16 protein-coding genes are annotated in these 22073 nt (G+C 48.3%); 5 read left to right on the top strand and 11 right to left on the bottom strand.

Annotated features, from left to right (window positions below; translation table 11 throughout):
• Window positions 1–74: 74 nt before the first annotated feature.
• The 3 genes from ACN5NT_RS02000 to ACN5NT_RS01990 form a co-directional block, all read right to left on the bottom strand.
• Window positions 75–809, bottom strand: coding sequence for a sporulation protein (locus ACN5NT_RS02000; RefSeq protein ID WP_419174292.1), 735 nt, complete (start codon window positions 807–809; stop codon window positions 75–77).
• Window positions 810–1282: 473 nt separating this feature from the next.
• Window positions 1283–2143, bottom strand: a complete 861-nt coding sequence (locus ACN5NT_RS01995; RefSeq protein WP_419174291.1) for a hypothetical protein — start codon at window positions 2141–2143, stop codon at window positions 1283–1285.
• 74 nt (window positions 2144–2217) lie between these two features.
• A complete protein-coding gene (locus ACN5NT_RS01990) occupies window positions 2218–3390 on the bottom strand; it encodes an alcohol dehydrogenase family protein (RefSeq protein WP_419174290.1) in 1173 nt (390 codons plus the stop codon).
• A gap of 690 nt (window positions 3391–4080) precedes the next feature.
• On the opposite strand from ACN5NT_RS01990, the gene ACN5NT_RS01985 reads away from it, so the two are divergent.
• From ACN5NT_RS01985 to ACN5NT_RS01970, 4 genes are all read left to right on the top strand, one after another.
• Entirely contained in the window at window positions 4081–5673 is a 1593-nt protein-coding gene (locus ACN5NT_RS01985) for an ABC transporter substrate-binding protein (protein WP_419174289.1), read from the top strand.
• Window positions 5674–5775: 102 nt separating this feature from the next.
• A complete protein-coding gene (locus ACN5NT_RS01980; RefSeq protein WP_136797558.1) occupies window positions 5776–6732 on the top strand; it encodes an ABC transporter permease in 957 nt (318 codons plus the stop codon).
• A gap of 16 nt (window positions 6733–6748) precedes the next feature.
• The gene (locus ACN5NT_RS01975; protein WP_136797560.1) at window positions 6749–7570 is read left to right on the top strand and encodes an ABC transporter permease; all 822 of its coding nucleotides are present in this window, start codon (window positions 6749–6751) and stop codon (window positions 7568–7570) included.
• 67 nt (window positions 7571–7637) lie between these two features.
• A complete protein-coding gene (locus ACN5NT_RS01970) occupies window positions 7638–9275 on the top strand; it encodes an ABC transporter ATP-binding protein (protein ID WP_419174288.1) in 1638 nt (545 codons plus the stop codon).
• A 227-nt stretch (window positions 9276–9502) separates the two neighbouring features.
• Here the strand turns inward: ACN5NT_RS01970 and ACN5NT_RS01965 are convergent, their stop codons facing one another.
• The 5 genes from ACN5NT_RS01965 to ACN5NT_RS01945 form a co-directional block, all read right to left on the bottom strand.
• Window positions 9503–10588, bottom strand: a complete 1086-nt coding sequence (locus tag ACN5NT_RS01965) for a type I restriction endonuclease (RefSeq protein ID WP_419174287.1) — start codon at window positions 10586–10588, stop codon at window positions 9503–9505.
• 101 nt (window positions 10589–10689) lie between these two features.
• Window positions 10690–11289 (bottom strand): hypothetical protein, encoded by a 600-nt coding sequence (locus ACN5NT_RS01960; protein WP_419174286.1) that lies wholly within the window; start codon window positions 11287–11289, stop codon window positions 10690–10692.
• Between the two features lie 971 nt (window positions 11290–12260).
• Window positions 12261–13328, bottom strand: coding sequence for a glucosaminidase domain-containing protein (locus ACN5NT_RS01955; protein WP_419174285.1), 1068 nt, complete (start codon window positions 13326–13328; stop codon window positions 12261–12263).
• Window positions 13329–13356: 28 nt separating this feature from the next.
• The gene (locus tag ACN5NT_RS01950) at window positions 13357–14520 is read right to left on the bottom strand and encodes a polysaccharide deacetylase family protein (protein ID WP_419174284.1); all 1164 of its coding nucleotides are present in this window, start codon (window positions 14518–14520) and stop codon (window positions 13357–13359) included.
• A gap of 785 nt (window positions 14521–15305) precedes the next feature.
• Window positions 15306–16643, bottom strand: coding sequence for an acyl-CoA dehydrogenase family protein (locus tag ACN5NT_RS01945; protein ID WP_419174283.1), 1338 nt, complete (start codon window positions 16641–16643; stop codon window positions 15306–15308).
• Window positions 16644–17076: 433 nt separating this feature from the next.
• Between ACN5NT_RS01945 and ACN5NT_RS01940 the strand changes: the two genes are divergently transcribed.
• Window positions 17077–17670, top strand: coding sequence for a histidine phosphatase family protein (locus ACN5NT_RS01940; protein ID WP_419174282.1), 594 nt, complete (start codon window positions 17077–17079; stop codon window positions 17668–17670).
• A gap of 788 nt (window positions 17671–18458) precedes the next feature.
• Here the strand turns inward: ACN5NT_RS01940 and sbtM are convergent.
• From sbtM to ACN5NT_RS01925, 3 genes are all read right to left on the bottom strand, one after another.
• Window positions 18459–20027 carry a thio(seleno)oxazole modification radical SAM maturase SbtM gene (gene sbtM / locus ACN5NT_RS01935; protein WP_419174281.1) on the bottom strand — a complete coding sequence of 523 codons (1569 nt, stop codon included), beginning with the start codon at window positions 20025–20027 and terminating at the stop codon, window positions 18459–18461.
• Between the two features lie 16 nt (window positions 20028–20043).
• Window positions 20044–20499: an SbtA family thio(seleno)oxazole RiPP natural product precursor gene (sbtA, locus tag ACN5NT_RS01930; protein WP_419174280.1), complete on the bottom strand. Its 456-nt coding sequence runs from the start codon at window positions 20497–20499 to the stop codon at window positions 20044–20046.
• A gap of 456 nt (window positions 20500–20955) precedes the next feature.
• Window positions 20956–21783: an MBL fold metallo-hydrolase gene (locus tag ACN5NT_RS01925; protein WP_419174279.1), complete on the bottom strand. Its 828-nt coding sequence runs from the start codon at window positions 21781–21783 to the stop codon at window positions 20956–20958.
• Window positions 21784–22073 lie beyond the last annotated feature (290 nt).

Here is a 22073-nt window from a genome sequence, read left to right as displayed (position 1 = left end):
TCAATTTGAGAGACGAAGGAAAAGACAGGGCGAAACCGCCCTGCCTCTATAATTTATCAAGGTGGGAAGCTGGCCTACATCAAACTGGCCAGACTCTCTTTCACCTCTGCCAGATCTGCTGAATTGGCCAGGGTCAGGCTACGGTATCCATCCCCTGCAAAGGTGCGATTAAGCTCAATAAGCACATGGGTGCAATCAGCCTGGGGAACAAAAGAAATTTCCACCTCCCGAACACCTGAGAAAAATGCCTTCGGTTTGAACTCAATCTCCTGGTAGCAGCCTGATTCTGATGTATAGCTGCCGCCATTGAGGAAACCCTCCTCCACATCAGCTTTGACCATCTTAAAACCTTTATCGATCATTGCTGTAATGAGATGCTGCATGACAGGCGTTGGGTGGACGTTGAGATAATCCCTATCCGTGGGGTCCAGGGCCAATTCTATGTCCAACGCTGTTTCCAGCCAAACTTTACAGTGATTTTTCCCCACATCCAGCACTGTGACTGGCGTTTCCATATGCAGGGGAAACGAAAAAGGTACTTCGCGATTTTCACCGGGCTTCAGCAGAAGAGCATCGGCCACTTTGTGGCTTGCGATGGTATGATTCAACTCCTCGCTTTCGTCATCGCTCTCTCTTTCCGCAATTGTCATCAGCTTGATAGTTATCGCAGCAACCTCCTGCTCAACCTCTCCAGCCTTAATTTCAACACGTCCTTCCACAAGACCGCCTGGCTCAAAATATTCTGTGGTCAGCACGGCATCCACACTGGCACTGCCAACCCCTAGCCGGGCAAACAACTTTTTAAACATCGTATCGCTCCTTATCTTAACTTATCAATGTCGTCTTTCTTCCAATATAGAGACCACAGCACCACTCTCTCGCTATACGGGGTGTGCCTGCACGGCCTGGTAAGAGTTTTTTTCACAGAGACGGGACTGCAACCCTTGATGCTCTTTGAACATTCAACATTATCGCGTCATAATACGCATCCCTATCTTACAAATATCTGTTGAATAACCAGATACAAGCAGCTTACTTACAGTATTCACCGGCTGTTTCACATTGTTCGTCAACACCCGGTGAATACACCTCATTCATGTCGGCTGCCATATTCCGGCCGCAACCCCACAGCCATGCACCACTCACTCGTCAGGCAGATATTACGTTTTCATCTACCGATGGCTTCAGCTCATGCCAGCATTGGCAGGGAAACAGCAATTTTGCAATTTTGAGGGGGAAAGGAACCGGGACGCCGGCATAGTTCCAGAAGAAAAATTCTGAGTTAACCAGGGATAATTGAAACGGTGGTGTCTTTGACCCGATCGGCCACAAACAGGGCGATATAGAGCATCCAGAGAATCAGGCCGATGTGCAACAGGTCATTTTGTGAAAACCAGATGCCTGCGCCCTGCTCCCACAGCTTCTCTGTGATCTCCAGTTCATCATAGAGATAGTAGGCAGCACTGATGAAAAGCAGCAGCAGCCAGGCACCGACCAACACCAGATCCGCAAAATTTCCCTGCATGCAGTACCTCCAGCCACTTACAATCAACATGAGCACAAAGGCCGGCAGCGAAAAACGGACCATGAAACCGAAAGTTATCAGTGGTTTTACAGGCACGAATCCTCCGATAAAGACCACAATAACGTAGAGTAATGAGCTTGCCATTGCATAACATGACAGAAGCGTCCGCATAGTTCCTGCGGTGCAGCAATAGGCCACTGCAACCAGCATCGCGCTCATACTTATCTGCTGAAACATGAGATAGACCAGCTCCCACCAGCTGGTCCAGCTACACGACTCGCGCCCTGCGCACTTGATCTCGTAACCAAATGCCTGGTAGCTGGTACCGGCGAGAAACGCACCAATCCCCCAGGCCGAGAGCGATATACCCCACCATAAACGAGACAATTCATTGCCCCGAAACCACCAGAAGTAGATGGCTACCCCAATGCACACCACAGCCAGCAGGTAGACGTACAAGGTTGAGGCAGGCTGGCTCAGAAGGATTTCACGTGATGCAATTGTAACCTTGATACATGGCTGTTGCCGGCACCAGTTCTCTGGAGTCAGCTCTGGGTCGCTGTGCCGGATCGATTCCAGGCGACTGAAACAGGAGATCAATGATTTTTTCAGGCCCATGGCGTGGAGCAGTCTCTTTTTCTCGGGCTAAGGGTAAAACAACAAGACTGACTACACTTCAATCATACAGAGTCTTACAACCCGGATACAAATAGTTTCATCTGTGCATCACTTAAAGGCGGTGGGATCAAGACGAATTTACCCACATGCTTCTTTTCGGTGAACTCACGTTGCGCGTCCACAATACGTTCGAGAGGAAACTCTTTCGCCAGGAGCGGTTGTATCTCTCCACCTTCTATATATGAAATAAGATTGGGAAAAACCGGTTCATCCCATGCGGTGCAGCCTATCATCGTCAGGTCTTTCAGATAAAAGGTCCGCATATCGAGCGCTACGATCGGCCCGCCAATGGCACCGGAGGAAACATACCGCCCTCCTCTCACCAACACCTCCAGCATTTCTCCAAAGGAGGCGCCACCCACATTGTCAACCACGACATCCACCGTCTTTTCACCGAGAGCGGCAACGATATCAACACCGCGTTCAATGACATGATCGGCCCCTATTGATTGTACCTGCTCAATTTTAGCCTTCCCGGCGATTGCCGTTACCACGGCGCCACGACGCTTTGCCAACTGCACCGCAGCCGAGCCGACACCACCGGACGCTCCGGCGACCAGGACATGTTCCCCACTCGACACCTTCGCCCTGTGAAGCATGTTTTCTGCCGTGCCGTACGCACACGGGATCGTGCCGAGTTGCCCATCGCTCCACTCACAATTCACAGGGAAAACCTCCCCGGCCGGCACTTTCACAAATTGCGCGAACGCCCCATCGAAGTCTGAGGCCATCCAGATGTTTTCAAGAGACTCCCAGCCGATCGCACGCATGCAAGACCGCACCAGAACACGTAACCCAACAGTGCTTTTGTCACCGTCAGGAGCAACGGCGACAATACGCCCGCAACAATCGGTTCCCTGTATAAAAGGAAATGGCGTAGCTTCGTTCCAGCCACCATCCGCCTGTTCTTTCGCCTTTTCTCTCTCCGTATCTGTGAGACCTTCTGTACTTGCGGTAACCTTACTGGAATACCAACCCAGCCGGGTATTGATTTCGGTGTTGTTTACGCCGGCTGCGAGGACCTGTAACAACACTTCTCCCGAAGCAAGGGTCGGAATTGGCACATCCCGGTACTCGAGTACCTCGTATCCGCCATTACCAGTTGTGACCACGGCCTTCATGCTGCCCTTACAATCTTTGAGATCAAAGCGATCCTTTGGTGAATTTTCTTCTTGCTTATTGCTCATGACTTCCCTCTTTTTTCTGATTCTCCCTCACGTTCAAACAGAACCGGCCTGAATTTAAGCGCAAAGGGGCAGGCCTGTAGACGTTGTACGGTGAGCCAACATGCCCAACGAGTTATAACGGGTTACTACAACATGCAATTACTGTAATTGCACATGGGCTAAGGTGCAGTTTTGCCCTTGCCCCGGATGAGTACCTGCCACTGATGAATATGATTCATTCATAAAACACCAACGGAATTTACCAGAACAATGTACACATCCTATTTTGCAAACACATTTGACATTACATCGTGTCCAATGTAGTTTATGCACTGATTGCGGAGTTCTGAATTTTCATATATCCGATTTTGCATAAATAATACAAGGCTCACATTTAACGGCCACAATATTTTTTTTTACAACTGCTCTCAAAGTGTCCTGGCTAAACGATCGACAATGATTCAGAACACTGCTCAATCCACCCTGTACGCCACATTCCTTTAAAATCTGAAAGTAGCGAAAATTGGCGGCGAACCCTGCGCCTGCCAGACAAATAGCTGAGGTGCCGGGAAACGTCTTTACCGAGCAGTGAAGACTTAAGACTAAAGATGGCCTGGCATCCAGGAATACATACTTCTCGGGGTCCTGTTCCACGGTTGGAAGAATTACACGCAAGAATGAAAATCTATTAATTCAAATTGGAGAAATTCTATGATCGGGCTGGAGCTATTACAAAAACTGTTTTCCGAAGGAAAAGTATCACGAAGAGAATTTATCTCTCAGGCTGCGGCACTTGGCGCAACAGCTGCTCTTTCTCAATCGTTTCTTGCAAGCCACGTTTTTGCAGCAAGCTCACAACCCCAGCGCGGCGGTCGTCTGAGAATTGGTATATCCGGCGGCTCCACCACCGATACAATCGATCCTGCTGCCAGCACTGACATGATGAACCAGATTATCATCAATGGTCAGCTCGGCAACTGTCTCGTTGAGGTGGACCATGAAAACAATACCGTGCCGGAACTGGCCGAGAGCTGGGACAGTTCCCCCGATGCCAAAACATGGAATTTCAAACTGCGCAAAGGAGTTGAGTTTCACAATGGCAAAACCATGGACGCCGACGATGTCATCTACTCCCTCAACCACCATAGAGGTGAAGACACAAAATCTGCAGCCAAGGTAATTGTCGACTCCATCGCAGAAATTAAAAAAGAAGACAAGTACAGCATCTCCTTTATCTTAAAAAGCGCCAACGCCGATTTTCCATATTTGCTGAGTGATTACCACCTGATCATATCTCCTAAAACCAGCGACTTTACCGACGGCGTCTTCAGCGGCGGCTATATCCTCAAAAAATATGAGCCGGGTGTCCGCTGCTTAACAGTCCGGAATCCGAACTATTTCAAAAGCGACCGGGCATTTTTCGATGAAGTTGAAACACTTGGAATCAACGATGTAAATGCCAGGACCAATGCCCTGAAAACCGGCCAGATCGACATGATGAACCGGTGTGAACTCAAAACCGTGCATCTGCTGAAGAGAACCAAGGGCATTCAGGTGCTCAGGCAGAATGGATTTAAACATTACACCTTTGCCATGCAGTGCAACCAGGCACCATACAACAACAATGATGTACGCCTGGCCCTGAAATATGGCGTTGACCGTGAGCAGATGCTGAAAACCGTCCTGCGTGGGTATGGCTCTGTGGGTAATGATCATCCAATCAGCTCCGCCAACCGGTACCATGCATCAGAACTCCCTCAACGTCAGTTTGATCCGGATAAAGCCAAATTCCACCTCAAAAAAGCTGGCTTGGAGGGTGAAATGTTCAAATTCCACACCTCTGAAGCAGCCTTCTCCGGCGCAATCGATGCCGCTGTCATGTACAAAGAATCCGCCGGCCGCATAGGTCTGAACATTGATGTCGTACGCGAGCCCAATGACGGGTATTGGTCCAATGTCTGGATGAAAAAGCCCTGGTGTGCTGTGTTCTGGGGCGGAAGACCAACTGAGGACATGATGTTCAGCACGGCATACGCCGCAGATGCAGCCTGGAATGACACCTCCTGGAAGCATGACCGCTTTAACGAACTGTTGATTGGCGCCAGGGCAGAACTCGACCAGACCAAACGCCGGGCAATGTATGTTGAGATGCAAAGCATTGTCAGGGACGAAGGTGGTGTGGTCGTGCCCATGTTTGCAGCAGACCTCGCAGCGACATCGGACAAGGTTGCACACGGCCCTCTGGCTGCGAACTGGGAGCTTGACGGCCTCCGGGCACCGGAGCGCTGGTGGTTCAAGTCCTAACCCGCCCCAACCACAGTCTCATATGAACATTGCAGGGGAATCGGCGGTACGTCATTCCCCTGCAACTTCATGCCCCTGAAAGACAATAGAGTATCCGTATTTATGAATAAACTCACATCAATGATCACCAAGCGTTTGATCTTCGGTGTCTTTACCTTATTGGTGATTTCCCTGCTGATATTCGTTGGGGTAGAAGCTTTGCCCGGCGACCTGGCCGAAGCCATACTCGGCCAGAATGCCACCCCGGAGACCATACAGGCCTTCCGCACAGACCTGAAACTGGATCTGCCGCCCCATGTTCGCTACTTCAGCTGGATCGGCTCCTTCCTCCAGGGTGATCTTGGAACTTCGCTGGCCAATGGACGCCCCATTGCAGAGGTAATCGGCTGGCGATTCGGCAATAGCCTGTTTCTGGCCGGAGTAACGGCCCTATTCGCCATTCCTGTGGCAATTATTCTCGGCCTGCTTGCCGCAATTTATCGCGACTCCTGGTTTGACAGGTTTATCTCAATCACCACCCTGAGTGCCATTTCACTGCCTGAGTTTTTCGTGGCCTACATCCTGATCGCCCTGCTGTCTGTGCAGATATTTCTCTTTCCCAGCATCAGCGCCATCAATGAAGATATGTCGCTCTTCCAGAAACTTCATGCAATCTTCCTCCCCTGCCTGACCCTCAGTCTGGTGGTTATAGGCCACATGATGCGTATGACCAGGGCGGCCATCATCAACGTTCTTTCGAGCCCGTTTATTGAGATGGCAAAATTGAAAGGCATAAACCGGGGGCGGATTATTTTAAAACACGCCTTACCCAATGCCCTGTCCCCAATTATCAACGTTGTTGTACTCAATCTCGCCTATCTGGTGGTGGGGGTAGTAGTGGTGGAGGTTGTCTTTGTTTATCCCGGCCTTGGTCAATTGCTGGTGGATGCAGTCGCCAAAAGAGACCTGCCGGTGGTGCAGGCCAGCGGGCTGATATTTGCCGGTACCTATGTCTGTTTGAATCTTACCGCCGACGTCTTGTCGATGCTCAGCAACCCCAAACTGAGGAACCCAAGGTGAGGAGTTACGCCCTAATATGTTAACGTTATTAAAACAATCACCCTTAAGCGCCCGGATCGGCCTGTTGATTATTGCGATCAATTTGAGCGCAATTCTATTGGCACCTTACATCGCCCCATACGGAGAAACAGAGTTTGCAGGCGACGTGTGGGAATCCATGGGCCAGGAACATCTCCTGGGAACAGATCAGCTCGGACGCGATATGTTTACCCGGGTGCTCTACGGTGCCAGAAATACCATTTCCATTGCCCTTGCCATCGTTATGCTCTCCTTCACAGTTGGCTGCACCCTGGGTTTTGTGGCTGCCACGCTCGGTGGCTGGGTTGATCAGATGCTCGGCCGTCTGGTCGACGTTATCATGGCCTTCCCCACACTGATTTTCGCCCTCATGGTGCTATCTGTCATGGGAACCTCGATTCCCACGCTGATTGCAGTCATAGCCATACTCGATTCCACCAGAGTCTTCCGGGTTTCAAGAGCCGTGGCCATGGATATTGAGGTGATGGACTTTGTTGAAGTGGCAAGGCTACGCGGAGAAGGATTGTGGTGGGTGATACGCTATGAGATTCTGCCGAATGCCATGCCACCGCTGATCGCTGAATTCGGTCTTCGATTTTGTTTTGTTTTCCTGTTTATCAGCTCCCTGAGCTTTCTGGGACTCGGTATCCAGCCACCAACAGCCGACTGGGGATCAATGGTTCGTGAAAACGCAGGAGCAATCTCTTTTGGTATCTATTCGCCGATGTACCCCGCAGCAGCCATCGCTCTTCTCACCATTGGTGTCAATTTAGTCGTGGATTGGATGCTCAACAGAAGCAGTTTACTCCGAACGCAATGATTTCACGTTCAGGCGGGAATGACTTTTTAAAGCAACCGGAACCACAACATACAAAGGATGATAGTCCATGGCACATTTGCTTGATCTAAAACAACACCAACCACTTTTAAGTATTAAGCAACTGAATATAGAGGGATATGACGGGGAACACTGGAAACCTATTGTTCATAACATGGACCTGAAACTGATGCGGGGTGAGGTTCTGGGTCTTATCGGTGAGTCTGGTGCCGGCAAATCCACCCTGGGGCTGTCATGCATGGGATATGCCCAGACCGGCTGTCGTTTAGCTTCGGGTACTATCAATTTTGACGGCCAAAACCTGCTCTCTCTTTCTGACAAAGAAAAAATCAACCTTCGTGGCTCACGTATCTCATACGTGGCTCAAAGTGCTGCCGCCTCTTTTAACCCCGCTCACAAGCTCATTGATCAATTTGCTGAAGGCCCTGTTCAACACGGAATCATGTCCTATAAAGATGCGGTGGAAAAAGCCATCGATCTTTATAAACGGCTGGATCTTCCTGATCCTGAAAATATTGGCTTTCGTTATCCACACCAGGTCTCAGGCGGGCAGTTACAGCGGGCAATGGTGGCAATGGCAATGGCCACAGATCCGGATATTATCATTTTTGATGAACCCACCACGGCTCTCGACGTCACCACCCAGATTGAGGTGCTGGTTGCAATCAAAGATGTTATCAGCGAAATGAACACCGGAGCCATATATATCACCCATGATCTGGCGGTAGTTGCCCAGCTTGCCGATCGCATAATGGTTCTGCGGCATGGCAACCTTGTTGAGGAGGGTCCGGCCCGCCGGATGCTCGAACATCCGGAAAAGGAATATACCAGGCAACTTCTGGCAGTACGATCTTCGGGTGAAGAAAAAATCAAGAACCAAAACGATCCCGATGTCGTTCTCAAAATCAGTAATGTCTCTGCCGGATATCAGAAAAACAACAACATCGTAGAAGACATCAACCTGAAGATAAGACGACGGAAAACCGTGGCTGTGGTCGGCGAGTCAGGTAGCGGAAAAACCACCGTGGCGAGAATTATCACCGGCCTGCTCCCGGCAAACAGCGGTCGTATCACATTTAGTGGTGACACCCTGTCACCGGACCTTGCTTCACGGGACCGGGACTGCCTCAGGCGTCTCCAGATGATCTACCAGATGCCGGATGTTGCACTTAATCCCCGCCAGAAAATACAAAGAATCATCGGCCGCCCCTTGTCCTTTTATTTTGGCATGAAAGGTAAAGAAGCCACGGCGAGGATCAAGGAATTGCTCAGCATGGTAGAGCTGCCTGAAAAGTATATGAACCGTTATCCTGCTGAGCTTTCAGGTGGAGAGAAACAGCGGGTCTGTATCGCGAGAGCACTTGCCGCCAATCCCGATCTTATTATCTGCGATGAGGTTACCTCAGCACTGGATCAATTGGTTGCAGAGGGAATTCTTAACCTTCTCAGACGATTGCAAAACGAACTTGGCATGTCGTATCTTTTTATCACCCATGACCTGGCCACGGTCAAGGCAATTGCCGATGAAATCATAGTCATGTACCGGGGACGAATCGTCGAACAGGGCATAAAGAGCGACATACTTAAGCCTCCTCACCACGATTACACCCGGCTCCTGCTCTCATCGGTACCGGAAATGGACCCGGATTGGCTGGACAACCTCCTCGAGAAAAGAGCTATTGCCTGAGGAGGCCTGGGAAGAACTTTGGCGTTGTAATAATTGCGGATAATTAAAGATCATTGCAGACCAATGAGGGCCGACCATAATGGCGCTGGCTTAGGCACCCAAAATTAAGAGACATCATACCCAAACGTAGAGAATTTATACGTTTCAGGTGCTATTTGTGTCAACTATAATCCCTTAATTTAGCGCCATTCCGGCCTGTCCCAAATTGTTTTTCTCCAACTACTTATCTAATTTGCGGTTTCCGCATCTTCATACAACAAAAGCGATTCTCTGATTAGATCAGTATAGTTATAAATCTCAGACAAACTGTCTATGGGGTGGCGGGTCTCGTTTTTGCCTTCATCAATTATGCCTATATACTTTTGTCTGGCATTGAAATGTAATCTGCAGATTGGTTTGCGGTTGTTATCATCAAGCAATATGCCAAAATAACTTTTCGTATCACGGTGAGTGACTCTGTCAATATCGATCACATTCCGCAATATAGCGCGAACAATATAAAACCCCTCCAATTCCTCGCCTGTTGTAACAATCCCTTTTTCATCTACGTTTTTTTCTTCCTCTGTCGTGGGAAGTGGGTCTTGGGAAACAAATTCTGCATTGGTGTCTAGAGCCGATTTCAGACGATCATTGATCCGGTCTGAAATCAATGAGGAAAATGCTTGTTTTACTATAGGTGTGAATTGTTCAACAACTTGTTGCGTTTTCGGTCCAGGATATGCTTCTGAAATGACAAGTTTCACAAACTCCGAAGATGGTGCCAATCTCTGCACATCTAAATAAGTTTTAATTTCTCTTGAGTATTTAAGGTTATTAGCCGTTGAAAGCATTGTGTCGAGTTCAAATGTGCTTTTAGCGAGTTTCTTCAGTTCTGAAACCAGCTGCTCCTCAAGATCCAGCAGGTCGATTTCCATGAACGGCTTGGAGTCCATTATGTTTGGTTCATCAAGATCTGAAAAAAACATATACTTGGCGCCATTAGTCAAAACACCAATACGAGCCTCTGTGACATGAAAGTATCGACGTAATTGAGCAGCGTGTGACTCCTGCAAATTGGCTGCACATGTCTTGCACTCAAAGAGCATTGTAGGTTGCCCTTCTATACTTATGGCATAGTCTACCTTCTCTCCTTTTTTACTACCAACATCTGCGGTGTATTCCGGAATCACTTCAGATGGGTCGAAAACATCGTACCCCAAAGCTTGAATGAAAGGCATGACGAAAGCATTTTTGGTTGCTTCTTCAGTTGTGGTTATTGAAATTTGTTTTTGTATCCGAGCCGATAGTGCCTGAAGCTGATCAATAAAGTCCACTGATTCTCCCTCCCTTTTTTGTGTGTTTAGACGAATTGTCCTGATTTCATTCAGATTCTTTGGGTCCGGCACTCTAGAATCCATATACGATCCATAGGAAGCTAATTATCAGTGATGAAAGATGCGCTAATAAGAAGAGCTGAGCCTACAATCAATATCCCTATCCCCCATTCAAGTTGAACGGATTCAATTGCAGCATTAGCAATATTATGAAAGGGACTGTCTGCCATTTCTTGGCCGATTTCCTCTATCGCTTTGCTCTTTTCTGAGTAATATGAGTAAAATAAATATACAATGAGCAGGCAGCTTCCCAAGCCTGTATAAAAAAGACATCTCGTCATCTGCAAAAAGAGAAAAACCAGGGAAAATGCTGCCAGAATGAGCAAGGTGATCCCAGCCCAATCATTGAGGTGGAGGATGTTTATTCCTCCCAAGAGGGGAATACTTACTATTGGACAGAATGTACCTACCGTGAGAGCTATGGTACCTATTGCCCCGGCAAGAAGAGCGAAAGGAGACTTATTATTTACTTGAAACATGGATGATTGCTGAAGAATTGCACCACAATGTGGGCAAAAACTAGCACTTAATGAGATGGTGCCATTGCAGGTTGGGCAAGGTGCCAGTAGCTGGCTTAATGATTGTCTAAAATGATTTGAGGAAGGTCTGGCCAACTTAGGTGAAATGGTTTTGTATCCCATTAATATAATCCTCTATACCTGATTACTGAATTCAACCATCTAACAACCACTCCTATTCTATTAAACGCTGTCGCAGATTGTATTGCCATTCGTATCAATCGCTTCCATTAGAAATGCTGGGACCCGGTGTTTGATAATGTGGTGATATTTGCCACCTGGTTTGAGCGGTGTAACTTCGATGTTATTGCAAGCTGCCACCTTTTATTGTCATGGGGGCTATCCATAACAACCCATTACCGTGAAGAAAATGATTGTGTTGCAGGGAACCTGAAAGCCTTTAACCAATATTCCCCACCAATAATAGCAGGAGATTGTCCCATTTTGCTGAAATCTCGTCAATAGGTGTATATACCCAGTTTCATTAGTCTAACGTGTTGTTTTCTGCCTCTCATACCGGATGACTACCAACAGATTAGCCAGTCTGGCAGGGTCAAGTTGAACACCCCCCGCTTTAACGGACACTTTTGCTTAGTCTTATTAGCCCCCCCGGACAGCCAAACAAAATTGAGTCAAGCCTTGAATTGCAATCCTAGCTTTGGTACGAGCTCGATTATCTTCGCAAATTGAAGCCTTCCCGTTCAGGAAGTTATGTGGGAGAATTCAGAGGCAAACCTGAATGGCGCTAGTTTAATCTATTTTTTGTATCTACATCCTATGATGTATCTCTTTCATTGAAAGCATTGAATGCCTTGATTCCGCGAGTAACTGATAAGGTTTTTGTCTTCGCTCCAGGCACCGCGGATCGCTTCGTCTAGTTCTGTCGAAGACTTTGCAACGTATAATCCCGAACCAAACCACGATTTCTGGCCTGGTAAAAACAAAAAAAGCCGTACCCTCAATATATTGAGAATACGGCTTTTTCAACTTATCGTAGAGATAAGGGCCAAACTACTATCAATCCCTCCACGATTACACCCAGCTCCTGCTCTCATCGGTACCCGAAAGGAAGCCCGATTAGCTAGACAGCCTCCTTACATTGAATCATGTTCCAGGCCATCCAGACGCATTTCCTCAAGAATGCGGTCCAGTTCACCCGAGGCGCGAAGGGACATAATCTGCTCCTTCGCCTTTTGGGCCTTCAGCTCATCCAGCATGCCCACAGTAAGTGTTAACGGTTCATCCCTGAGGTACGCCTTGTCTGCTATTGCGAGATTGTTGACGGAGATTATACCTTTCAGCGTATTAACGTACTCCTCACCCTTCTCAGAATAGCTTGTGAGGGTTTCAGCCAACTCAAGGCCGGTTGGTTTTTCGCCGGCTTTTCTGAGCGCTGCCCTTTTGTCGCGAAGCCCCTGATACGCTCTGTGGGAATTCAGGTTATACATGTAGCTTCTCACTGACTCGAGAGGCCACTGGTAGGCCGCCACGCTGTAATTACCTTTTGCTGCACGATGTTCAGCCGGCTTCATACCATCTCCACTATAGGTCCATTGCCCAAACAGGGCATTACCTTCCCGGGCAAAACGTGATGTTCCATAACCGCTCTCGTATGCGGCCTGCCCCAGGGCCAGTGAAGGAGGTATGATATCGACCCTTTGAAGCAGATGATCTATCTGCTCTGCGGGGTCCTCTACAGCTGTTGCACCATATCGTTTTACCAGGGCCTGAATACGTGCCTGTTCAGCCGGTAACAAACTCTTACCGTCTTCCAGGTCTCTCTTGATTGCTTCCAGCCCGCTTCTTTCTTTTTCAATCAGTTCATTGGATAAAAGAATCATTGGCACAATGACCCGGTAAAAGAGCTCCTTTTTCACCTGCACATCAATCTTACCTGACTGTGCCTGCCAGCGGTCACTGGCGATTGCGAGAATTATCCGAGGGACATCAAGTGACTCCGCGTGGCTTTCAGGCCCCCAGAAGTCTCTGCTCTTTAAATATTCAATCACCTCATCCACATCACCGGTATGAACCAGAATCTCATGATCCGGCTGACCAGCTGTGGAGCTCATTACAGCAGCAGGCATGAGCAGAGAACAACCTACGAGTACCAGAGTTGTAAATCGAGCGATGTGCCGGGTAATATTTTGTTGAAAATCCATAAAGCCTCCAACGTAAAAAGGGCGCTGTTTAATGATTTGAAACCCACTGCTGACTAAACCAATAATATCGATTACCTGCTATATTCGGTGCTGTACAATTATACCGTGACCGACCGGCGGGCAGGTCTTTTGTGGCCTGGATGCTGAATTTCTCATTCGGTATGAGCCACTCTATTTTCATCCGGTCTGCTCCGAAATAACAGGCAAGCTGCCCAAGGTTCGCATCTGCAGGGGTGAGAGTTAAGGTGAGTTCAGGTCTTCTTTCACCGGTCAACGGGTTCACAGGCTCCTGCCGAATAACAGGAAGGGGCAGTGATCTGGCTTTTGTTCGAAATGAGCCTAGATCTGCAAAAGCCTCTGCTATGGGAAAACGCGGGAGAGCCAACTGGTTACTTAATATACCCATTCCCCCGGAATGCTGACCAAAGGCTGTGTAACCGAGCTTTTCCACTAAATCCATTACTTCATGAGAATATTCACCATACGGGTATGCAAAGAGCATAGGTGCGTGGCCGAGCTCCTCCTGGAGGCGACGCTGAGCCGTCTCTATGCTTGCGGTAATTCGTTGGGTCCATTCCATTACTGACTCATCCTGCTGTCTCCGGACAAGATATTCATGTTTTTCCGTATGATTAGCGAAAGTTACCCCATTGTTATGCATTTCGCGAATTTGCTGCCAGCTCATGATGGCCGGATTTTTTTCGTCGACACTGCCGGTTGCTACAAAAACGGTAAATGGAAAGTTCATCGCCTGAAGACGGGGATAGGCAACTTCATAAACGGAGCGATACGCATCATCAATGGTGATAGCGACACTGTTCTCCGGCAGTGATTGCCGCTGCTGAATCGCCTCAACAATCTCTTCCAGTGGCAGTACGGTAAAATGGTTTTCCTTCAGATAATTGAGCTGCTGCTCAAACTGTTCAATGGTGACATTGGTGCTTGGGTATTGTGCTTCGCCAAAACGGTGATACATGAAAACCACCGCGTGCGGTTGCTGTTCATCGGCATGGACGGACGGCAATGGGTATATATTGGCGAACAGTATGAAAGCTATAAGAATTATACAGGAGCGGGACATATTGGCATGATCCTCGATGAAGTTGTAGTTGGTTCGTTTGATAAAAGCATGTCCTGTAACAGGAACGCGGACAAGGTGGTCAGGCTGCACCGCACCACTTCCATAATTCATCTCAATCCGCCTGAAACTCTGCTTGATTAAGAGAGAGGAGTACGCTTTGAAGCGCCACCAGCACTATCCTGAGAGTTCATTCAAAAACGAAAAATCCATATTACCACAAATAGTTATCATCTAACAGCTCAAGCCCCTTAAACTCTTCGCCACCCTCCTCACCCTTCGAAAGGCTGAGGAAAAGAGAAACTGACCGCTGTATTTTCACCCAAGCGATCAGGCTCTTTGCAATCGGGGCCCGTTGAAGAGAGGGAAAGGAAAAAGCAGGGTGGTAATGATAATACGTGTAATGACTCCAGAAAGTTGAATTGGCTGAGTGTAATAAAGTCATCACTGGCCCGCTATTTCCCTCCGGAGGAGGCTACAGCACAGTGCTTAAAAGGCAACTTTCAGTTTATTCACAACCTGGACATGGAACCCCGGAACAGACCACGATTTCTGACCTGGCAAAAACAAAAAAAGCGGTATCCTCAGCACATCATGAATGAGGTTTTTAAAATTCATGGTAGAGATCTGAGTCGAACTACTATCAATCTCACTACGGTTACCCCAGCTTCTGCCCGCATCGGTACCTGAAATGGGTCCGGCCTGGCTGGAGAACCTTCTAGAGGAAAGAGCCATTGCCTGGAGGAACCTGGGAAGAGTCCCAGCACTCAAATGAATGGACCACGATTTAGCTTACAAGCATGCTTCAAGTGTTTCCCAAACCCTGTGGTCGAACATACTGACTTCAATAATTTCCCTGATCTTTTATCAATGCGGTACGTAGGATCGCACCTTGCCTGTCAGGTAGTGATTTCCTTGAAAGCCTTTTCAGGAAAAAAGCAGTAGGGGCACTTTTCAGGGGCGGAGTCATTATAATGTACGTAACCGCAAATCCTGCATCGCCAGACCCTTTTACTATGAACAGCAGAGTCAGGATCGAGAGGATCATGATCTCTGTGAAGAGCTAGATCCTCGAGGCGGGGCTGCCTCGATTCATATTTCTTCATGAGATAATCGGCCAGAATCATTCTCTGTATCTCGCTGGTCCCCTCGTATATCCGCAACAACCTGACGTCCCGCAGCAACTTCTCAATAGGGAACATCTCAGTATATCCATAGCCTGCGAAAATCTGCAGGGCTTCATTGACAACCTCCAGGGCTGTTTCAGAGGCATAGAGCTTACTTGTCGAAGCACTTACAGTGCCATCCAGCCCCTGATCTGATTCCCAGGCCGCCTTCCAGGTGAGAAGCCTTGAGGTCTCGACTTTCTGAAACATCTCTGAGAGTTTGAACTGAATCGCCTGGAAGTTGGCAATGGGCATGCCGAAAGCATGGCGTTTTTTCACATAATCGAGAGAATACTCCAGTGCTGCCCTGGCAGCACCCACCCCGAAGGAACCGATAATTGGCCGGGTCCTGGCAAAGGTCTTCATAGCCAGTACAAATCCCTCTCCCGGCAGGGCGATAACGTTTTCGGCAGGGACCCTGACATTTTCAAAATGAACACCAACCGTATTTGAACAACGTTGACCCATCTTGGGAATAGGCCTTCCCCGCGTTACCCCTTCCCATGAAGTTTCTACAAAGAAGGCGCAGATTCCCTTGTGACGCGTTTTCGAGTCTACGGTGGCAAAAACAGAGATGTAATCTGCAATTCCACCATTGGTTATCCAGTATTTCGTCCCGTTAAGGATAAAGTCATTACCATCCTGCCGTGCCTGGCAGCTTATCCCCGCAACATCAGACCCCATGGTGGGCTCGGACGTTGCGAAGGCCGCAAGTTTGAAGTCGCAGGCTATTTTGGGGAGATATTTCCTTTTTGCCTTCTCATTGTTTGACAGGAGCAGAGGCTCCATTCCCAGCGATGAATCGAATATCGATGTTGCCAACCCCGGACAGGCGGCAGCGATTTCCTCAGTGATAATGGCTGAATCAATCAGGCTCAATCCTTTACCACCATACTCCTTTGGAATATCGGCACCTGCAAAACCTTCTTCAAATGCCTTCCTGATAAGGGGCAAAGGAGTTTCGTCCTTTTTGTCGTAATACCATGCCACTGGCAATACTTCTTTCAGAGCAAACTCCTGTGCTTTTTTCTGGAGAGAAAGTTGTTCCGATGTGAGGTGGAAATTGAGCATTGTTTTCCCCTGATAATGTGGAAGAGTTGTGGAACCTTATAAATCTGCCCCAACAGCTGTCAGCAGATCATGCTTGGGGACAGTGGCAACCGCAAAAGGTTGCCTAACAATTATAACGATTCACAAGCAATGTCTCAAATTGAAAAGTGGGAGCTGTAGCCCCACATTTTTCAATATGTGGGAGGAGCAGCCACCGCCACTGACTTGGCGAACAACTCATACTGATGAGCCAGTAAAACCTGTTTTTAAAAGCGATGTCCGACCTTGCCTTGAAGAAAGATTTGTGTGGCATAATATATAGCAAGCGCCCTGAATTGATGTGCCTGACCAGGACCTGCTGAAATTCGTGTTCTGGAGTTGCCGACTCCATTGAACTCCCGGGATCAATTCACACCGAGGGGAAAACCAGAGGAAGCAGAGGAGGTACAGTACCATGAGAAACAAGAAAACAAGGGGAGCAGTCTCATTCTGCCTATTGATCCTGGCAATTTTATTGCCCGAGGTTTGCCTTTCGTCTGAGGCCACTCGACAGTTGTGGAACAGCTTGAAGCAGCCCGACCATTTTGCCTTTATACGGCATGCCATTGCACCAGGCACGGGAGATCCCCCTGAATTTGCTCTTAGTGAATGTCAAACCCAACGCAACCTTTCTGACGAAGGACGGAGACAGGCGAAAAGAATCTCTGAACAATTCCATCAAAACGGTATTTCGCAGGCCAGTGTGTTTTCGAGCCAGTGGTGCAGGTGCATGGAAACAGCCAGGTTGCTTGAACTTGGAAAGGTTGTGGAACTCCCCGCTATTAATTCCTTTTTCCGTGAATATCAAAAAGGGTACGCGCAGACGGCGCAGCTGAAACAATGGCTGGGCAATCAGGATTTGCAAGGGGTCACTGTGCTCGTCACTCATCAAGTCAACATCACGGCACTCTCAGGAGTTTACCCAGCTTCCGGGGAGATCATCATAGTCCGTCGGAAATTACCTGCTCCAGCTGAATTTGAAGTTGTCGGAACAATAAAAATCGACTGAGAAACAGAGGCTTAGAGAGAAACCTTCGTACAGTGTTCTCTTCGCCAAACATTGTCAATTCTGTTGTATTTGACATATACTGTTCGGTAACAAAAGTGTGTCATGACGCACTTTCACTGTCTGGTCACTTCATTAAAGTCCAGCACCCCACGTCGAGATAAGCAAACAAATTGCACCAACAGACGTGAACATAAGAGTTTATGATGTTTCCAGCTTACCAGTTGTAACAGATTTCAACACAACGCTGCAGCCGGGAAACTGGCTGGATGGAGTTTGGGATTATCCTCCGGTGATCGAGGTTTGTTACCGAAATTAGTCCGCTGGGACCTTCAATCAATGGGGCTTCAATAGAAAAATATGTGGTTCAACCAGAATATAATGGCACTGAATGGAATGATGTCCTTCGTGTTCAGATTTCAGACTCTCAACCACCAACAGATGTCAACATAAGAGTCTACTCTGTTGAAACCCGCGAGGTCCCTGAACCCATGAGTGTGGTTCTTTTCGGGGTGGGCTTGGCTATGCTCACCATGTTGTCTGATCTTACTCTCACCCCTTTAACTGTCATTTCCTCCTAGCCATTATACCATGTGATGAAGGGTATACGGGGGGATGTACCGATGAGATGCTTGAGTACCTATGAGGTACTGACCACTGATGTCTATAGCTTGATAGATTAAAATGTTATCAAGAGTAGAGGAAGAATCGGCGCACCTGAAAACCTTGCTGGAGCAAAACCAGGGCCTCTTTCTGACTCGACGTTTCACACCTGGCCTTGAAAGTCCTTTTCAGGCAGAGATAAAACAATAGGGATCTATGTCGATGAAGGGATCTCCCCCGCTTCCCTGAACCACCGCCAGACAGCCTCCGCAAAATCTCCTGACCCTGCAACCGTTACAACCGGATGAGCCATTGCGATACTTCCCGGCCATCTCTGAATGATAGATTTCTTCAAGGCTTGAATCATGGATATTGCCGATAAGGGACGGGAATTTCCTGCAGGCGTGTACCTCACCGTCAGGTAGCAGGGAGACGAAATTGAAGGCGGCACCGCAGCCAAAACCTGTGCAGCCACCTGTGAGGGCGAGATCGTCTTCGTCCCGGATGATGTTGAACAGGTTATCTTTCAAGCCCATAATCGGGTTTTCGCCGGCGGCACGCATATACTCCTCAAGGAAATCGCGGTAATCATGGGTGGGCACAGTCTCCAGTGCCGCCCCCTCCCCCACAGGGGAGAGACGGTTAAAGTTGAAGAGATTGGTCTTATCTCGAAGAAGTTCTGCCAACGGCAGCACCTCTTTCAAATTGTGTCTGGTCAGGGTCAGCATCACCATTGAATACACGCCGACCTCACGAAGCATGGTCAGAAAATCTATCGTTTTCTCGAAATGGCCTTTGCCCCTGATGTAATCGTTATGCTCTTTAAGCCCTTCGAGACTCACCTGGATAAATTCCGGCCGCTTTATCGCCACCAACTTTTCGAGCTGCTCGCGTGGGGAAGGGTTTCCAAGGATTGCTATCATAAAACCCATTTCAGCCGCTTTTTGATACACATGATCAAAATGAGAATAGAGCAGCGGGTTACCGCCGCTGAAGCTTATCTGACCGGCCACCCTCTTGTGCTCACAAAACGATTCAAATTGCTCCAGGACGCTCTCTGCCTGCCCAATGGTCATCTCATCCCTGCCGCTACGATCATAACAGTGGCGGCAGCTTAAATCGCATTTTTGCGTTACATGCCATTGCAGGGTAAATATTTCAGCGTATAGCCCGTTTTGTGATTGAGCCTCATCCTCAGCCTTGAAGATCTCCCCATCCCTTTTAATCAGAGGCCGCGGCAGATGAATCAAGCCCTTATCCCGGGCCTCTGCCAGAATGTTCTCAACCACGGCAACCGATGTGCCACCCTCTTGTGCAACCTCTCTTTTGTCGAGGTCTTCGGCAACAAGCTTGATTGCCAGCAGATCGTGACCCGTTATCTTCAGAGCGCAAGCTCTTTGCTCACCATAGGGTCTGAACACTGCAACATACCCCTCACCAGGCTGAACAGAAGTTCGATTGCCAGCAAGCATTTCAGACAACCCACTCCAGGCTGAGGACAGGATTTCAAGGGTCGGATTCACTTCAGGGCAATGCTGGTGTTCCGGACCAGGGTTATGCTCGCGGTCCACCTTGTGGAGTGTCCACTCCAACCTGGCCAGATCAAAGATGAACGGATGCAACGTAATCTGGCCTGCCTGTTCGATATCCCTGATCGCCTTAAGCAGTGACTCAACCCTGTCATAGTTTTCCGTCCGGGCAAATACCTTTGGAAGGTACGACGCTGTTACGGGTAGCTCGGCAATGTTGGTTTTCACAGTTTCCGGAGGTCCTTTACGTTAAATTCAGGCTTTTATAATGGCGTCTCAGATGACAAAGAGAAATGCCGATACCACTCTCTGAAATATCGGCATTCCCCGTATACAATCCCTTACGATTACCGTACGACCGTACGTTGTATCAGCCGCTTCAACCACTCGATCCGGTTTTCTTGGGCAGAACCTCTTCACTACCCTCTTCTACTTTTTCCTCACCCTCTTTCTCCATGTCTTCCGCTGCCTGCTTACCCTTTTCAACCGTTTCTTCGGTCTTTTCTTCAGCGCTCACGGCGCCTTCAGTCTGACCGCTTCAGCCACTGGTCCCTGCAGGCTTTTCTGCATCGGCACCACCTGTGCCGCTGGAACCGCCTCAACCACTACCGGCAACATGTCCCGGCAGGGTTACCCCGCCTGCGCCGATCAGACCCGCCACCCCAAGACCTGCCAGCAACTTTTTCAAGTCCTTTTTCATGGTTTGCTCCTTCGTTTACCCGTGGTGAGGTTTCTCCCCCAAGAATGCGCCACCTAATAACATACCGATAGCAGAAGAAACACTGGCCTGTCAAACGTGTGCACTGTAACAGCTCTGCTACAGCCAATATCAATTTTTGATTCACATTGTGAGCAAGAGGAATTTTCCCTGAATAGCAGACACATAAACAGCAAGACAGCCGTAATCGATGAGGTAGCGTTCCAGATGTAGCTCCAGGAGTCTGTCGGACTAAGCTCTTTTCAGCCAACTCATCGTTATCGAAAAAAAATTAATGCTCACAGATAAGCGAACGAAGTGAGACTTCGATATTATGTATATGGCTCCGCTTAATTTTCTTTCGATGCCTCGATTTGAGTGAAAATCGCAATAGTCCGACAGTCTCCTGGCTCAGTAAAACTATGATAACCAGAGTGGCAGCGCCGGATCGTGGAGGGGTTAGCGAGTCTGCCGGTAGTCAGGTATTGTATTCAGAGATGACCTGACCATATGCCCGAAACTGGCATTGCCCATAGTGAAAAGCCTGACCGGCAGATCATTTTTATCGCGTAACTGCTGTATAATCTCTTTTTCTTCAAGCCCCTTTTGATAAAAGTCAGTGACTTGCTGCTGAAAGCTTTCGAGATAATCGATTTTTCGCCTTATGAGCTTAAGGCCATTTTTCATTTTCGGGCGATGGCCACAAAAGAGTGTTTCGAAATCCAGGTCTGCTATTTTTCGTAACGATGCAATCTGCTGGTCAATTTTTTCATCAACCCTGAAAAACTGGATTTTTTCACCGACAAAGAGATCGCCAGAAAAGAGCCATCCCTCCTCTTCCACATGAAAAACAGTATGATCCTTACTATGCCCCGGTGTGTGCAGTGCTTTAAGGGTTATTTTTTCACCTTCTACGACCTCCGGGCAAAACTCTGCCTGAAAGCGCTGAGCCTTGCCAAAAAGGATATGCTGGTAGGGCAGAATATTGAAGCCCTTCAACACCTTTGCCGCCCCGTACGGGTGCAGGTAGACAGGAGCCCCGGTCCGGCTTTTCAGGAAGGCGGCGTTGCCGCTGTGATCCTCGTGGTGATGGGTCAACAGGATGGAGGCGACAGCACTGCTGTTAATCATCAATCCTATTTTCTTTCGCAGATGATGGGGACCGGTATCAATGAGGAATGAGTCAATTTGATAAACATATGCGGATTTTATCAGCTTTCCCGCCGGGGCAATGCCCACTTCAAAACCTTGAACAGGTCCGAAATTGTGTTGTCTTGCATAGAGCATGAATATTCTTCTTCTGTTTAATGAGGATAAGAGAAGCGCAGGCCATCCATAATTTATTTCTTACTATCTTCAACTTCGTTGTAGAGCTGTATCCAAACAATATTATATATAAAAAGATCAAGGCAAAGACCACACCTGAAAGAATCGCCAAGCTAACCAGCGGTCGATAAAGGGCCCAATCCAGATAAATCACCATCGGTCCATCGGTGCTGCCAATGATGCCGATAGCGTCATCCTAAACGTTAAAGATATAACCCCCCCGATAAAGAAGAGACAAATACTTACACCAA

Origin of the sequence: Desulfosediminicola sp. (assembly GCF_048381775.1) — a bacterium.
Lineage (GTDB): Bacteria > Desulfobacterota > Desulfobulbia > Desulfobulbales > Desulfocapsaceae > Desulfopila > Desulfopila ganghwensis.
Note: the sequence above shows the minus strand (reverse complement) of the source record. Positions and strands in the feature narration are given on the sequence as shown.